This window comes from Rufibacter sediminis (assembly GCF_014269285.1).
Taxonomy (GTDB): Bacteria; Bacteroidota; Bacteroidia; order Cytophagales; family Hymenobacteraceae; genus Nibribacter; species Nibribacter sediminis.
Window position 1 is genome coordinate 5,269 of record NZ_JACOAF010000058.1, and the last position, 16,728, is coordinate 21,996.

Consider the following 16,728-nt stretch of genomic DNA (forward strand, 5'->3'; position numbering starts at 1 on the left):
GGCGCTCCTGAAGTGGTCCAGGCTCATTCACGAATGGGTGGGGTATGTCACCTACAAACTGTTAGGCTACTCCTGAGGTTCGCCTACCCAGATGGTTTTCTGGTTCACGAACTCCCGGATGCCCAGATACGACAGCTCCCGCCCGTAGCCAGACTTCTTGACGCCCCCAAACGGCAGCGCCGGGTCTGAAGCCACAATGGAATTGACGAACACGGCTCCGGCCTCTACCTGTCTGGCCAATTCCTGCCCGCGTTTGATGTCGTTGGTCCAGATGGAGCCGCCCAGACCGAACGGTGAATCATTCGCAATCCGGATGGCGTCTTGGGCATCCTCGGCCACAAACACCAACGCCACCGGCCCGAAGAACTCTTCCAGATACGCCGGGTTGCCGGGCTGGATATCGGTGAGGATGGCGGGATGGAAGAGGGCTTTCTCCGGATCGGGCTGGCCGCCTTTCAGGTACAGTTTGGCACCCGCGGCTACGGAGCGTTCCACCTGCTCGGTGAGTTCCTGGGCCAGGTCTACGCGGGCCAGCGGTCCGTAATCAATGTCTTCGTCTTCCAGCGGATTTCCGGTGCGCTTTTTCTGCATGTTTTCGGAAAAAGCGGCCAAAAACGCCTCGGCGATAGGTTTCTCCAGGATAAAGCGCTTGGCGGCGATGCAGCTCTGGCCGGTATTGATGAGGCGGGCGCTGGCGGCTTTCTTGGCCACGGCCTCCACATCGGCATCAGCTAACACAATGAAGGCATCAGAACCGCCCAACTCCAGCACCGTTTTCTTGATTTCGTTTCCGGCTACGGAGGCCACTTTCGCGCCGGCTCCCTCGCTGCCAGTCAGGGTGACGGCTTTCACGCGGTTGTCTTTGATGAGCTGCTCCACTTCTCTGGACCCGATGAGCAAGGACTGGAAACATCCCTGGGGAAAACCTACTTTATCAAACACTTCCTGAATGGCCAGGGCGCACTGCGGTACGTTGGAGGCGTGTTTCAAAAGACCCACGTTGCCGGCCATGAGCGCGGGGGCTGCAAACCGGAATACCTGCCAGAACGGGAAATTCCAGGGCATGACGGCCAGTACGGTACCCAGCGGCTCATAGGAGATAAAGCTGCGGACGGCGCTGGTCCGGATGTCTTCATCCTGGAGGAATTCCTCGGCGTGCTGGGCGTAGTAGTGGCAGACCATGGCGCATTTGTTGACCTCACCCCGGGCCTGGGCCAGCGGTTTGCCCATCTCCAGGGAGATGATGCGGGCGTAATAATCCGTATTGCCGGCCAGTTCGTCGCCGGCGCGTTGCATGAGCGTGGACCGCTGCGAGAACGAGGTGGTGCGCCAGGCCTGAAAAGCGGCATCGGCGCGTTGAAGGGTTTCCTCTACTTCCTGCGGGGTGGCGGGGTCAAAGGTTTTCTCTACGGTGTTGGTATATGGATTAATCGTTTGGATAGACATGACTTTTTTAATTTAGGTATAGTACTAGTATGGAGGTAAACGGAATAACTTGCACGCATAATGTCCGTAAAAATACGTTCATGACACGTGCTGCTATCCGCTCTCTTCAAAACATATTCTACATAACTGTGTTAAAAGAGTTACGTAAAGGAGGTTACTTTCATCTCCCCTGCTTCAGTACCCACTGCCTTTTGGCCTAAAGATTTTATTTGTTGGACTCAACATTGAATATTACTTCTGAAGAGGAGTTGGTGGCGCAATTGCGTGCGCAGGACCAACGGGCAATCACTCTTCTTTACCGTAACTACTCGGCAGCACTGTACGGCGTCATCCTCCGGATTGTGAAGCAGGAAGAGGTGGCCGAGGACGTACTCCAGGAAAGCTTTGTGAAAATCTGGTCCGCTTTCTCCTCGTACGATGAGCAGAAGGGACGGCTCTTTACCTGGATGTTGAACATATCCAGAAATTTAGCTATTGATAAAATCCGCTCAAAGCAATATCGCGTAGGTTCCAAAACGCAGCCCATGGAAAACACCGTCACGTCCCACATGGTGAGCAGCGATGGTATCAAACCAGACCACATTGGGTTGCAGGAAATGACCGAGCAATTGAACCCAGATCAGAAAGTAATCATAGATTTGATGTACTTTAACGGTTTCACCCAAAGTGAGGTGGCAGAGGAGTTGAACATTCCGCTGGGAACCGTGAAAACCAGGGCCCGGATGGCCATCAAATTCTTGAGCAAATTAATCAAATAGCGTTGAATACACAGGAGTATATAGACTCAGGAGTACTGGAGCTGTACGCAGCCGGTGGCCTCACCCCCGCAGAATGCGAGGAAGTGGAGCGCATGGCCGCCCAGTACCCAGACGTACACACCGCCCTGGAGGAGTGCCTGCGAACCATGGAAGCCTACGCGCTCACCCATGCCAAGGCACCCCGTCCTGAATTGGAAGACCAGATCTTACGGCACTTACAGACCGTCTCGGCTCAGCCCATACATCAAACCGCACCCACCGCCAAAGTAGTGTCTCTGCCGCACGTTGAGACCGTGCATGAAACCGAACGGGCAGGTACCGCCTGGTGGCAGATTGCCGCCGTGATTTTACTGTTGATCAGTGCCGCGGCCAACGTGTACCTGTACAGCAACCTGCAGGAAACCCGCCAGGAACTGGTCTCGGCGCAGCAAACTACCCGGCAATACGCGCTGCAGGTCAACCAACTGGAAAACCGCAGTCTGCAATCTGAGAGCCTGTTGGGCGTGTTGCGTAACCCTAAAACCCTGGCCGTAAAACTGAACGGCGTTACCCAGCACCCCGATGCCCAGGCCACTGTTTTCTGGAACCAGGAAACCAAGGAAGTGTATTTTGATGGGGCCAGTTTGCCCGCGGCACCCACCGGCAAGCAGTACCAGCTATGGGCCTTGGCGCAAGGCAAACCCATTGACGCCGGCGTAGTGAAAACCACCGACAGTACCTTGCTCCGGATGAAATCCATTGAAGAAGCCCAGGCCTTCGCTGTTACCCTGGAGCCAGAAGGTGGCAGCGTGAATCCCACTCTGGAGGAGATGTACGTGATGGGCAACAGCAGCAGCAAATAAGAATCTCGGTTGCCAGGTAATAGTATAAGGCATTAGGTACTTGCCTGTTTTTGGGCTGTTTTTAAGAAAGTGGCCCCAAAACAGGCAAGCTTTTTATAGAGTCTCTGAACTGGGTTGAGGGTTGAATTTTAAGCCGGTTTTTGAAAAAAGCCCTCCAGAACTTACTTTGCGGCTCGCTTGTTCTCTTCACATGGCTCTAGCCATCATCACGAGACCTCATGAAAAAACACCTAGACCAATCCACCTTAGATTTTATCCGAGACCTTCGGCTCAATAACCAGCGCGAGTGGTTTGAACAGAACCGCAATCGGTACGAGGCCGCTCGGCAGGATTTTATTTCGTTCCTGAAAACCCTGCTGCAAGGCGCCGCCCAGTTTGAACCCGCCCTGGAGGGGCAAGAACCCAAGGACCTCATGTTCCGGATCTACCGCGACGTGCGTTTCTCGAACGACAAGCGTCCCTACAAAGACCATATCTGCGCGTACATGGCCGAGGGAGGCCGCAAGACCATTTACCCCGGTTTTTACCTGCACATAAGCCCCAACGATGGCTCCTTTCTGGCCGGTGGCGTTTGGATGCCGCCAGCCGCCGAGCTAAAAGCCATCCGGCAGGAGATTGATTACAACTACGATGAACTGAAAAGCCTACTGGCTGATCCTTCGTTCAAGAAATACTATGCCGGGGTAGCCGGTGAGAAACTGAAAACCACTCCCAAAGGCTACGACAGCGAGAACCCCGCCATCGATCTGCTCCGCCATAAAAGCTGGAACACTACCTACATGCTCACGGATGAAGTAGTCACCAGCGACCGCCTTTACGATGAGTGCCTCGCGGCCATGAAAGCCGTGAAACCCCTCAACGACTTTTTCCTACGGCCCATGAAGGAGCTGAAAGAATTGAAAGCCGAAGAGGCCTAACCGTTTTGCCCCTGTTTTCTGAAAACGGGCATAAAAAGGAATACAGAAAAGCGTCTCTCCGAAAGGGGAGACGCTTTTCTTTGTGCCAACTCGAACTACAGATGATGGGAACTTCGGTTAACCGGAAAGCTAAACTTTTGCAAATGGAAGAATGGTAAAAGGTAAAAGTCAAGTTTTGGTGCTGTTCATTGGGCTGACTGATCTTGAACACGCAAAGAGGTATCTTCTTTTCAATATTCAACTCTGCGCTTGAGGATTCTTTCTGGTAAAATTTTCCTTAGCTTAGGCTTTGTTCTCTTCAGTTTGAAATATTTCCCTCGGCGATGAAGAAAAGAACGACGCGAGTGGTTGCATTCGCCTTTCATTAGGCTGAGTTCGGCAATTGTAGCCAATTTTGACTTTAGTTTGTTTCATATGTTAAATAAAGCTATTTTGTTTTTCCATGAAGTTCTCCTTTAAACAACGTTTGCTTCTGTATAGCCTCGGGTTATGGTCAGTGGGGGCTCAGGCACAGGGTGTTCCTGACACCGATGTTTTCCTGATGACGATTAAACCGCAGAAGGAGGGCTTGCAGGTGGGGACAGCAGTGAATATCACCAACCGCCCCGGGTACGACAACCAGCCCAGCTTCACGCCAGATGGGAAATCAATATTGTTCACCTCGCAGCGCGATGGGCAGCAAACCGATATCTACCAGTATATCATCGCCAGTAAGAAGACGCAACAACTCACCCACACGCCGGAGGCCGAATATTCTCCTTTGGTGACCCCGGACGGGAAGTCGTTTTCGGTGGTGCGCGGGAAAGAGCAGCATCTGTGGCGATTTCCTTTGGTGGCGGGCAGTGGCCAACCAGCTTCCCTGTTGGCGATGCCCCAGTTGATCGGCTATCATGTGTGGCATACCCCCGATACGCTTCTAGTGGCCGCTTTCCCCGATCAGCCGCCCATGGGCCTTTACCTAGCCATGCCTTCTACCAAAGAAACCGTGAAACTTGAAGAAAACGTGGGGCGAAGTCTGCACAAAGTGCCGGGAAAACAAGCGATCTCGTACCTGGTGCCGGTGTCTGATTCCGTAGCCCAGATCAAACAGTGGCGCACCAGAACCGGCGAGCGCGAAACCCTGATCCAGGCTTTACCCGGCAGCCAGGACTACGCGTGGTTACCCGATGGCCGTTTGCTCATGGCCCAAAGCGCCAAACTGTACCTCTACAAACCCGGTACCGACAAGCGCTGGCACCAAGTGGCTGACTTCAGCAAACAAGGCGTTAAAAACATCACCCGGTTAGCCGTGAGCCCGAAAGGGAATCACCTCTCCTTTGTGGCAAATCAATAAGGAAACTCCTGAAACCGAAGAATCCGCTTTGGGGCTGTTTTCAGTAAAACAGCCCCAAAGCGGATTCTTCGGTTTTGTACCAACGGGTTACGGTTGCCGGTAAATCTGGCCGCCTTTCATGACCAGCCGGACTTTCCGGATGGCTGCTATGTCTTGGGTGGGATCTCCGGAGACAGAGATTAAATCCGCGAGAAGGCCAGTCTGCACCATGCCCAGACGGTTGTCCAGATGGAAGCGTTTGGCGTTGCCGGCGGTGGCGGCCCGAAGCACGTCTAAAGCAGGCATGCCGTAGTTGACCAGCATCTCCAGCTCGCGGGCATTGTCGCCGTGCGGAAAAACGCCTACATCTCCGCCCACCACAATGGGCACTTTGGCGGCCATCGCTGATTTAAAATTAGCCCTTTTCTGCGTGATGCGGGCGGGTTCCGGGTCTTGCCCTTTCCGCCAGCCGCTGTACTGGAGAATGGCATCGCCGGCGGCCAGGGTAGGGCAGAGCGCCACATTCTTCCTGGCCATCAGCTTGAAGACCTCGGGTGTGGCTCCGTCTCCGTGTTCAATCGTCTTAATACCGGCTTCCACGGCGCGCCGCATGCCTTCCGGGGTGCTGGCGTGGGCCACCACCGGACGACCGCTGCTGGCGGCAATCTCCACAATCAGTTTCAGTTCCGCTAAGGTAAACGTGGGCATGGCTTCTCCGTTGGGCCCCCATCGGTAATCGGCGTAGACCTTCACCAGGTCCGCGCCTATGCCAATCTGGTCGCGCACCACGCGGCTGATGTTGTCCATGCCATCGGCAGCCTCCGCGCCCTGGGGCACCTCAAAAGCGGGATCGAACCCTTTGGGTCCGTAACTGCCCGTTGCGATCATGGCTTTGCCGGCCACCAGCATGCGCGGTCCGGGAATAATGCCCTGATTGATGGCTTGTTTTAAACCGACATCGGCGTACTCCGCTCCCTCAGAACCCAGGTCGCGCACGGTGGTGAAGCCCGCCAGAAGCGTATTGCGCGCGTGGACGGTAGCCCGCGCCACCCGCAGGGCGTCGGCCTCTTTCAGAACCTGATCGTTCCAGGAGGTCTCGTTATAGGGATGCAGCAGCAGGTGGGAGTGCCCCTCAATTAGCCCGGGCAGGAGGGTTTGTCCCGGCAGTTCTATGGTGCGGGCGTTCTGCGGAAGCGACACCGTTTTGACGGAACCTGCCGCTACGATGCGTTCGCCCTGCACCACCACTACCCAGTCTTTGTGCAAATCGCGGCCGTCAAACACCTGGCTGGGTTTCAGAACGAACACAGAATCTGTTTTAGGATTGGTTTGGGCAAAACCCCTTGAAAACGCGAAGAGGCCCAACAGAAAAACCCAAGTTGCAATGGAGCATCTTACCCGTGAGTAGCTAAACATACCATTCTCCTTTCGAGATGAGCTGTACCTGGCCACCCACCAGCAGTTCGTATTGATTTGGAGCCGTTTTCCGGCCCTGCAACTTGATGGTGGCGTTTCTTTTAATCTCATAGCCCTGCTCCACCAGCAGTTCCAGGTTATCCTCCGGGAAATAGCCATGTTTTAAAAAATAGGCCAGTAAACAGCCGTTGGCGCTGCCGGTAGCCGCGTCTTCAATCACTTCTCCATTCTCCAAGGCTAGCATGCGGGCGTTTACCTGATGGTTGGGTGAATAGGTCTCGGGGCAGAAAAAGTACAGCGCTACGGTGAGGCCATCGGGGCGTTGCGTTTTGTAGAGGCCGTACTGCTGCAGAAAGGCGAGGAGTTGGTCGGGCCGCACCTGCAGGTTCTGGATATCGGTTAGTTTTTGCAGCGGAATGATGAGAAATGGCAAGCCCGTGGACACCTCCTGCACGGGGAACTCGGGGTGAAGCGCCTCGGGAGTGAGCCCCATTAGCGCCGCTACCTGATCTTTGGGCAGCGTTGAACCGAACGTTGGGTTGAGTTGGCGCATCATCAGGAAATCTGGCTGGCTCCCCTGGTACGTGAACGTTACCGGAATCTGTCCCGCTTTCACCTGCAGGCTGAGTTCCGGAACCTGCTCTTTCAATAGAAACTGCTGAATGACATAGGCCGTACCCAGGGTGGGATGCCCGGCAAACGGTACCTCGTACTCTACCGTGAAGATTCTGGTGGGAAAACCAGTTTCCTCCCCGGTGTCCGATAACAGGAAGGAAGACTCCGCGAAGCCGATTTCCTGGGCCATCTGCTGCATCTGTTCCGTGGTCAAATTCTGAGCCTGCAGAAATACCGCCAACTGGTTGCCCTTGTAAGGCGCATCGGCGAACACGTCTACAATGTAATAAGGAATGGTTTGCATGGCCGGAAGTTAGCAAGTATCTGGCAGAAGAAATAGTAGGGAGAGAGGAGGGAGCCCTTCCGTTTTAGAGGTGTTTTCTGAAAACGAGCTTAAAACGAAACCGGTGCCTTCTTCCTTGAACTGGAGGAGAAGACACCGGTTTGGTGGCGATGAAAGGAACCTGGCTTTTAATCGATGGAGATATCGCTGTATCTGGCTTGCACAAACATAAAGATCCCGTAGCCGATTAAACCCAAGGCCACAATGCCTAAAAGTATGTTGCCGAAGGGGGAGGTTTGCAGAAACGAAAAGGCACTGGTGGTGCCACCAGCTTCCTGTGGCTGCTGTAACCAGGCCGCCCTGACAAAAAGAAAACCGATAATACTGAAGACAATTCCGCGGGCGGAAAACCCTGCCTGACCGGCTTTTTTCAAGACATCGAACCGGTCGCGCGGTAGTCCGGTTACGTCTTTCATGAACGAAGCTGTAATGCCTTTGTATATCTGATTTAGCCCTCTACCAATTACAATTAACCCAATAATGATGGCCAGGTATTTCCCGAAAGGTTTGTCTAATAATTCAGATAGCATGTCTTTCTCTTTTGAACTAGAACCGCTGCCGCTGCCCTTGCCGGATAATATTTGGAACGCCAGAAAAGCTAATGATCCGTAGAGAATGCTGCTAATGGCATAACCAATTCTGGATGCTATTCCTTTCGGATTAGATCCCTTGTCTTCTGTGTCTTTGATGGCTTGTATCATTCGCCAGACACAATAGCCTAGTAAGCCAGCGGCTAATATACCTAATAAGAAACCACCTCCTGGCAGACTTTTTACCTGAAGGAGCGCATCGGTGTTAGAAGCTTTTTTTCCTCCCTGGCCAAACGCTGCCATTGCTGTCAATACCCCAACCAACACATATACCATTCCTTTGGCAACATAGCCTGCTTTTGCAAATTGTTCAATCCAATGTTTTCTCTGTTGGTTCATCTTGGTATTTGTTTCTGTTGCTTAGTTAAATGAGTAAAAGCTGTTGATAAGTGATGAATACTCTCAAAGTGTGAATTTAGTTGTACTACTTGCCTTGGTTGTATATTCAGAAATATGTGACGTTAATTGTATATTATAGTTTTAAATTGACTTTCTTATCAGATATGATTAAGTCATAATTAAATTTTCAATTTGTATAATAAAAGTTATTGATGTAGTGAATAAAAAAAATAATTGATTTCTAAATGTTAAAATAAGATTAAGTTTCTCTTCTGTATGATAAAAATTTTAGCAAAACCCATGTTTGCCTGAAGAGGACAACTTGTAAAATGTTTACAACTGGAATGCTGGAGAATAGAATAGATTAAAGTTGACGTTGAGATAAAATAATTTAATAAATTGAAGAACAGGAGTTTAATATATATCACTTTCTGCTTTAATTGAGATGGTATAAGCTGCCTTTCTGAGAGTATCTGGTAAATTTCTCCAAACAGCTATTTTGAAGGATGCTGGCTCATGTAAGAAGTTAAGCAGCACTAGGCGGGGGATGTATATTTTATACGTTAGGTGAGACGAGTTGTTTTGATGAAAGGTGTTTTACGCATGATCTCTAGTTGGTTCGATACTTTTCTGTGCAATTAAGTAGTAAGGCTTGGTAATGTAGTCTATGTATAATCGGTTTTGATCTGAAATTAGTAATATGGTTTCTTTAGCTATATTTATAAGAATATTATTCTTAAAGTAAGAAGTAAAATTATAGATTTGTTGCTTAGTAGTATGTGTGATTTGCTTATTTTGAATGTAAATGAACAGGAGTATATGTGGTTGGTTGATGGAATGATGTGATTGAGGTTTTATTGTTAACTAATGTTATGATGGTTTGTGCTTGGAAATGTTATAAGTGGGAATTGTTTGAGTTTTTAGTTGGTATTAATGGGAATCATTGTTAATAAATCTGGTGGGTGTTTATGTAGTAATACAGTTTGATTGTGATTTTTATATTTAGGATCTATTTTGATAGTTACTACTTGCATTAGAAAATGTTGTGTGCTGTAGTTGGTACTTGCTTAAATATTTGCTTAGAATTTATGTTGATTTTAATTAGTGATTCTTATTTTAATGTAATAAAGTATACTTGATGAATTGTTTAAAGGTGAGATTTGTAAATTTTTGTTACTGGACTGCTTTAGAGGTATTATTCATTAGTGGAGTGATATTTGGGTTTGTTCTTACTAAATATAAGTGAAGGTTTGGGTTTAGATTAGGAGTCTATAAATTAAATACGGTTGAATTGATTTGAATAAACAATAGGTAATATGCTGTTGTTTTAATCTTTAATTTATCAATTGCTTCGCTGATAATTGTTTTAATGTTATTAAATAGCAATAACTGTAAAAATAATGTCTTCAGTTTAATCCTCTGAAACCGCATTGATATTGATGATAGAGGTCTGGTTGCGTCTGCGAGCCTAGGTAAAACTATTCCACAGTTGGTCTAAAAGTTTTGAAAGGACTTGCAGGAAAAAAAAGGAAACTATACATTTGTACCACCAAATAAGGAAACGCCCTTGTTTGTGCCTTGCGCACGTGGTGAAACTGGTAGACACGCCATCTTGAGGGGGTGGTGCCCTACGGGTGTGGGAGTTCGAATCTCCCCGCGCGCACTGTAAAAGTAAAAAGCCTTGTAACTTATTTAGTTGCAAGGCTTTTTTGTGTTCGTTTATAGAGATCTAGTTAATATTTTGATATATTCTACAGATTACTGAATCGCTGGTTTATAGCATTTTGCGTAATGATCTTCCTTTGGAAGATAATGTACCTAGCTTGTCCATCAAATGAAATATACATTATACTTATCTTTTATGCTTCTTTCCCTGCTGGGGTTCTCTTGCGAAGAGGAAGAGGAAAGATTGACACCGCAACTCAGGCTCGCTAAAACCTCCATCTACTCTACTTACCGTACGGAACCTTACATGACCCATGTTTATGGTTACAATGGAAGGGGTCTTTTGACGAATTTTGATAGATATCGGCTTTACTATAGTAAAAATGATTTGCTAACCTCTGTGTCAGATGAAGGCATGCGGGAGACGTTCAGCTATGATGCAAAAGGAAATCTTACAGAAGTCTCCAGAAGTTTTCCGCCCAATCCAAATCGGCCGAGTAGTACTTTTACTTTCGAGCACGACGCACAAGGACGTATTACGCGAGTGAACATTAAAGACGGAGGCGCCACGTTGCTCACGTATGACGCTTCTGGTAATGTAATAAAGCAGGAAGGTTATTATACTTCCTTGTATACTGGTGAGCTCGGATTTAGGTCTTTTCTACTAGAGGTAACCTATGACACCAAAAGAAATCCTTTCCAAGGCTTAGGCGCATCTATCAGCCATTACGGTTGCCCTCTGGAGTTCACTAATGCCAGGGGCTGGAACTTTATTTCCTATCTAAGTCCCAATAACCCAATTGAGTTGAAGTTGACCAGATTTGACAACTCAAATAGTGAGAGGGTGGAGGAAGAGGTCATCCCGCTTGTTTATACCTACAATTTGGACGGTTTGCCTGTGGAGATTCGTTTTGACGAATTTTGGCAGAAGCTGGAGTATGACATGCTGTAGTAAGCTAAGGTTTTGTATTGGCTTGAGCTTTTATGCTAAAAATAAGGGTTCACTCCAACTGCTCTCTATAAACTTGTCAGAAAGCGTCTCAGTGAGGGAAGCTGTATTCTGCTACGCTAGGTTGATGGGGACAGAGGAGTACAAGGGAGATGATTAGATATCACATCTAAATAGAGGGCTCGATATTCGCCAGATTTCGGTCCACATAATCGGCTGTAGCTATAAATTTGTTGGCCTGATGTTCTGAGCATCAAAAGAAAAGTCCATTTATTATCCATTACTGAATAATAAACGGACTTTTCTTTTCAATGATTTTCCTTGAGCTTACTTTCTCAGCACTCGGGCGCTTACTTTGCATTTAGGGGTTTGAAGCTGAATGTAGTAAACTCCAGTTGGAAGCCCTGAAAGGTCTAGGGCTGGCGCATGGCCTGGCTCCAGTTGAAGGTGCTGTTTCATTACTTCTTTACCGTCGCTTTGGAACACTTTAATGGTGGCATAACCAGTTCCTAAGCCTTGCACTTTGAAAGTTACCTTTCCTTCTGTAGGGTTAGGGTATGGTTCTAGGTATGCGTTTTGCCCCCGATCTTCTGTTTGCAACGCTATTACCTTGGAGTATTCATGCTGTCCATCAAAGTCAACCTGTTTCAGTCGGTAATAGATTGTGCCGGCTGATGCTTCGGTATCCAGGTAGGAATAGGTGTTCAGGATATTGGAAGTTCCGTTCCCCTTTACCCGGGCAACAGCGTTGAAGTTTTTGCCATTTTCGCTGCGCTCCACCTGGAAATAGTCATTGTCTTTCTCTGAGGCGGTTTCCCAAGATACCGTTACCGCATGACCGTGTGCTTTAGCTTTGAAGGTTACTAAATTCACCGGGAGTGGAGTGATAATTGCAAAGCTCCGAAAGGCGTAATTGATCTCGGAAGTAGTGGACTCCTCGCCAGATGTTTTCGCGTCGAACATGTCCACCATGCCGTCTGCATTAGTGTCTTTGTAGTGGAGGGTGCTTTTAGGGCTTAGCAGGTTCAGTCGATTGTCGAAGGCCTTGTCCATCCAGGTTGGTCGGCCACTCGGGCCAGGGGTGGCCGGGTAGGCATTGGGATTGCCTGATTTGGCAGCGAAGGAGCTAGCCATTCTTTTGAGGTCATCTTCAGATTTGCCATTGTCGTTCTTGTCCATGGCTTCTTCCGTGTCTCCAAATCCATCTCCATCACTATCCAGATCCAGGAAGTCTGGGTTGCTTAGACCTCCGGAGTTGATGGGTATCAGCGCCAATCCGCCAGTTAGAGCGGCGTCATAGGCATCATCAATCCCGTTACGGTTGGCATCCGCACGTTTAAAGACAACCAAATTGTTTTGGTGTTGCGCTTCCAGATTGTCTGGTAGACCGTCGTTATCAGCGTCTAGGTCCAGGAAATTGGCCAGTCCATCCTGATCGAAATCGTCATTTGCAAGAGGGGAGCTTGCCACTATATCACTGATTCCATCTCCATCCTGATCCCGCTGAAACATGTAAGCAAGTGGGAATTGTCCGGTTTGGTTCATTCCGTTGGGCAGAGTTCCTCCGTTAGCCTCAATGGCATCCACTATACCATCCCCATCGGAATCTAAGTCTAGGGCATTTGGTAGACCATCCCCGTCTTTATCTCCGTTCTGAAGAGGCTGAGTTTGTACTGCATCTACCATCCCGTCTTGGTTGGCATCAGCAGTTTTTACGTATGAGACTAGGTACTGTCCTTTGTCTGACATGTTGCTGGGGAGGTTCCCGTTGTTCGCCTCCACTGTATCCGGTATCCCGTCGTTGTCGGAGTCCAGATCCAATGCGTTGATAACCCCATCACTGTCTGTATCCAGGGCAGCGACAACGCCTTTGGCATTCAAAAAGCTACCTATGCTAGCGGCAAAGATGGGGTCTTTGTAGTTTGACAAACCATCTGAATTGTGGTCTGCAAACGGATTCATGCTGTTAGACTCCATTTCATTTGAAACTCCATCATTGTCACTATCAAAGTCTGTGTTGTTGGCAATCCCGTCTCCGTCAATATCCAGCAGAGTGAAGTTGATTTCGGAGATGCGCTGTTGGTTGAAATTGTTCCCGGTACTTGCAGAAAAGCCGAAGTAAACCAGCGGGTCGTTCCCAAATACGTTCTTCACAAGGTCAGAAGTATAGCTTGTCCGGAGGTTATCGTCAAAGTAGACGCTAAGTAGGTTGGTGGTTTTGTTCCAGATCAATTTGACCAGATGATCGGTGCCATCCTCTACGTTTAGGGGTGCGGCAACCGTTCCTTTCATGGGTACAACGTTGGACACGGGGCTTCTCTCCTCACCGTTCAGGAAGATAGCTAGGTGGTCGTACGTTGGTTCGACAGTAGAGGAAACAGTAGTGTTTTGCCAGGTGTCAAACTCCACCACAAGAGACGGGGAAATCCCACCCGTACGCTCAGCGCCATTCCCCACGCCCAGTCCCTCACCAGTTTGACCATAAGCAAAGAGGGGGTTTGTTCCATGTCTCTGGAATGCGAAAGCGATACCATCAGCTCCATCAGCATCCAACGTGCCGAAATTGGCTTTGAAAGTGATCTCAAAAGAACGGGATAGGTCTATGGGAGTCGTTTTCCATACCTCGCCCCGCTTGTTTGTCTCAGCGGTTGTCAGGCGGTAGTTATTGTCTCCTAACCGGAACGCCTCATTGTTGATCTGATAGGCGTCATCATTGATGTCAATGACAACGGAGGCAGTCAGAGAGGTATTTCCGTTAAACTGAATAGTAGTGGCGTAAGTGCCCATTGACACTGGATTGTTATTTACCATGATGCTCCCGTTAGAGTTAAGGGTCAGGAAGTTTGGTAGCACAGGGGCGTTAGGAGCAATTCTAGCACTGGTGATGGCGCTGGTATACGAAGCTTTTGCTACTTCTGTACCGTTTCTTAACGCATGGATAGAGTAGTGTTGGGATATGTAACTGTAAGCGGCACTAGAAGAGTTAACCACAATAGATACTTGCACGGTGGACTTACCTCCGGTAACATCCGTGGTGTTAACAGTGCGGGTATACACCCCGGCGGTAATAGCGGAAGTACCAGTACGGGTAATGACCCCGGTAGCCGCATTCAGGGTCATCCAAGTGGGTAGGGGGGCTCCTGAGATACTGGCCGAACTAATGGCTCCGTCTATATCAGTTACAGTGGCCAAAGTAGCTCCGTTGGCAATAGAGGTAGAACTGAAGGTGTTTGGAGCAGAATACACGGCTTCATTGTCATTCAACACCTTGATGACTACGGTAGAAGAGGTGGTTCCACCATGTATGTCGGTGGTGTTGATGTACCGGGTATATTCGCCTGCGCTTAACGCATCAATGTTGCTGACTGAAATGGTGCCGTTGGTGCTGTTGAGCGACATCCCCGGGGGCATTTCCGTTATTGAAGAGGCGGTTACGATAGCGCCGTTTCCATCACTCACGGTGGCTAAAACCGAATTGTTCGCAAGGCCGTCTTTGTTGAAGCTGGGCTTGTTTACCGAGTAAATTGCCTCTGTCTCTACCACGACAAGCGGAATGTAAAAGGTGCCTGGAGCGTAAATAGTATTGTTGTTCCGGGGAGCATACGTGAAAGTCACCAGCCCTGTGTAGGAAGGAACCGGGTCAAACCTTAGTTGGGTTGCTTGGGTCGTGGTGAGGTGGTAAAAACCGTTGGCAAGTACGATTGGGGTAGTAGAGGTGCCAATGTATAGGCTTCCTTGAGTGGTTGGATTAGGAATGCTTGTCAATCGATACCCGTTTACGGTTCCAGAACCTGTGTAAGTTAGGTCGGCGATATCGGTTGGTCCACTGGTGTTGGATAGCGGAGTGATAATCATGCTGAAAGCAGTGGGAGTGACCTGAGCTTGATTGTTGTTGTTCCCGATGGGGATTGTGAAGGTTGCGGGGGCAGACTCATTGCCATCTGCATCAATTACGCTGTAAGTGAAGGTTCTCACTCCAATGGTATTCCCTGAAATGAAATATAAACGGGCATTGGTGACTATTTGGTTAACTGTAATAGCAGAACTACTTGTGTTTGTTAAGTAAAGACTACCACCGGTGCTTCCATTACCAAGTTTCGGCAAAGAGAGGATTTTAAAATTCAAGGTACTTCTCTCTGCATCACTTCCTTGTAGATCAATTATGCGGCGGGTTGAGGTGGAGGCAGTAAATCGGCTGGAGATGAAATCGCTGGCTACCGGTGCGAAGTTTGTCTGACTTAAAGCCTCTGACAATGGTAATAGCACCATAATTAAGAGAAGAACCAAGCGGGTGATAGTTCTCCTGACAGGGGAACCCTGTTTGCCGAGGGCTGATAATCTATGCAGCGCATTAGAGACAAAGGATAAACCCGGAAATGATCCTAATTGAAGGAGATAGTACAAGTTTTTCATGGTGTCGTGAAGAAGGTTGCAGTATTAATTGTATCTATTTGTTAGTCACGTGTATTCTTTCACAAAGTACCAGAGTAATATTGTCAATTCTAATAGGTGTTTGTATAGGATAATTTTTATGAAACCATAAGATTAAGATGTGTGTGTAGGCTAAAAGATTCTTTAAATTATTTAAAATACAATGTCAGGTCTCTCAAATGGGGCAAACGTCAATAATTTTAAATAAATTTAAAATGTGCTTTACAAGCTGAGTTAGAGGGCTAATTTTCTGATAAAGGAACATCTTGATGAAAATGCTTTAATTAATAATAAATTATATTAAAATAATTAATAACAAAATTTTAAAATAAAGGTATATCAATAGTTTTCTTTACGTGTGCGTATGTGTTAAGTGCAATAAAGTTTAACTATTTGTAAGTAATAGCATGTAATTACATTATCTCTATTTGGTTAGTAGGTAAATAGTTAGGTAACTAATAGACGAGTAGACAAGAATTTTTATATGCAAAGTAGAGGTAAACTGAATCAACAGACATGATCTTGCAAGAAGCTTCGAGTGACAGATCTACATGACTCAGATAATTATAATCTCATCTATCAACAGACTCAGGGTAGGTCACTTTTCCTCAGGAAGAATGTTTTCCAGACTTTTATCTGAAAGAGCTCCATACAGCTTCAGTTTCTCATATGAAGTGGTTTCATCCTTACTTCTAAGTTGAACCAACAGGCTTTACCTCTTTTAAGCTTAATTTTGATAAAACAAGCCGAAAACAGCGATTACTCTATACAGGAACAGCAGCACACCTGTAGCCTAATGCAGGCAAGATGAAGGGGAATTTTGTGATAAGAATGTCGGTAAAGGTGTGCTCACTGGTTTTGTGCCATAGAGGCTGGTGAAGAAGCTTGCGAGGAACTTAAAACTGAATGAGTTGACGTAATTATTTTCTAAGTAGATCAGTGGTAAACTGAAAGTAGATAAAACTGTAGAAACGCTGTCAAGTCTTATTACACGGGCTCTGTAGGGATGCTGGTAGTCTGCATCTTATTGCTTATAGAAATAAGTGAGGCTTCTGTTTTGGGCCTGTTTTGGGCAAAGAGGCCCAAAACAGAGAATTGCCCGTGA

10 protein-coding genes and 1 tRNA gene are annotated in these 16,728 nt (G+C 47.9%); 6 read left to right on the forward strand and 5 right to left on the reverse strand.

Translation table 11 applies throughout. The features are described from left to right. Positions 1 to 66: 66 nt before the first annotated feature. Positions 67 to 1,446: an NAD-dependent succinate-semialdehyde dehydrogenase gene (locus tag H7U12_RS20815; protein ID WP_186641786.1), complete on the reverse strand. Its 1,380-nt coding sequence runs from the start codon at positions 1,444 to 1,446 to the stop codon at positions 67 to 69. Positions 1,447 to 1,670: 224 nt separating this feature from the next. Here H7U12_RS20815 and H7U12_RS20820 point away from each other — a divergent pair, with 224 nt between their 5' ends. The 4 genes from H7U12_RS20820 (at position 1,671) to H7U12_RS20835 (ending at position 5,296) form a co-directional block, all read left to right on the forward strand. Further along, a complete protein-coding gene (locus tag H7U12_RS20820; RefSeq protein WP_241749593.1) occupies positions 1,671 to 2,204 on the forward strand; it encodes an RNA polymerase sigma factor in 534 nt (177 codons plus the stop codon). A 2-nt stretch (positions 2,205 to 2,206) separates the two neighbouring features. After that, entirely contained in the window at positions 2,207 to 3,046 is an 840-nt protein-coding gene (locus H7U12_RS20825) for an anti-sigma factor (RefSeq protein WP_186641788.1), read from the forward strand. 218 nt (positions 3,047 to 3,264) lie between these two features. Beyond that, positions 3,265 to 3,963, forward strand: a complete 699-nt coding sequence (locus H7U12_RS20830) for a DUF2461 domain-containing protein (RefSeq protein WP_186641790.1) — start codon at positions 3,265 to 3,267, stop codon at positions 3,961 to 3,963. 442 nt (positions 3,964 to 4,405) lie between these two features. Then, positions 4,406 to 5,296 (forward strand): PD40 domain-containing protein, encoded by an 891-nt coding sequence (locus tag H7U12_RS20835; protein WP_186641797.1) that lies wholly within the window; start codon positions 4,406 to 4,408, stop codon positions 5,294 to 5,296. A gap of 87 nt (positions 5,297 to 5,383) precedes the next feature. Here H7U12_RS20835 and H7U12_RS20840 read toward each other — a convergent pair whose 3' ends face one another. The 3 genes from H7U12_RS20840 to H7U12_RS20850 form a co-directional block, all read right to left on the reverse strand. Then, the gene (locus H7U12_RS20840) at positions 5,384 to 6,583 is read right to left on the reverse strand and encodes a metal-dependent hydrolase family protein (protein ID WP_317170807.1); all 1,200 of its coding nucleotides are present in this window, start codon (positions 6,581 to 6,583) and stop codon (positions 5,384 to 5,386) included. A 100-nt stretch (positions 6,584 to 6,683) separates the two neighbouring features. Then, the gene (locus tag H7U12_RS20845) at positions 6,684 to 7,610 is read right to left on the reverse strand and encodes a PhzF family phenazine biosynthesis protein (RefSeq protein ID WP_186641801.1); all 927 of its coding nucleotides are present in this window, start codon (positions 7,608 to 7,610) and stop codon (positions 6,684 to 6,686) included. Between the two features lie 167 nt (positions 7,611 to 7,777). Beyond that, positions 7,778 to 8,578 (reverse strand): DUF1206 domain-containing protein, encoded by an 801-nt coding sequence (locus H7U12_RS20850; RefSeq protein ID WP_186641809.1) that lies wholly within the window; start codon positions 8,576 to 8,578, stop codon positions 7,778 to 7,780. 1,580 nt (positions 8,579 to 10,158) lie between these two features. Here H7U12_RS20850 and H7U12_RS20855 point away from each other — a divergent pair. Next, a tRNA-Leu gene (locus tag H7U12_RS20855) sits at positions 10,159 to 10,241 on the forward strand. A gap of 171 nt (positions 10,242 to 10,412) precedes the next feature. Next, positions 10,413 to 11,195, forward strand: a complete 783-nt coding sequence (locus tag H7U12_RS20860; protein WP_186641811.1) for an RHS repeat domain-containing protein — start codon at positions 10,413 to 10,415, stop codon at positions 11,193 to 11,195. Between the two features lie 324 nt (positions 11,196 to 11,519). Here the strand turns inward: H7U12_RS20860 and H7U12_RS20865 are convergent, their stop codons facing one another. Next, positions 11,520 to 15,605 carry a lectin-like domain-containing protein gene (locus H7U12_RS20865; RefSeq protein WP_186641819.1) on the reverse strand — a complete coding sequence of 1,362 codons (4,086 nt, stop codon included), beginning with the start codon at positions 15,603 to 15,605 and terminating at the stop codon, positions 11,520 to 11,522. Positions 15,606 to 16,728: the final 1,123 nt, after the last annotated feature.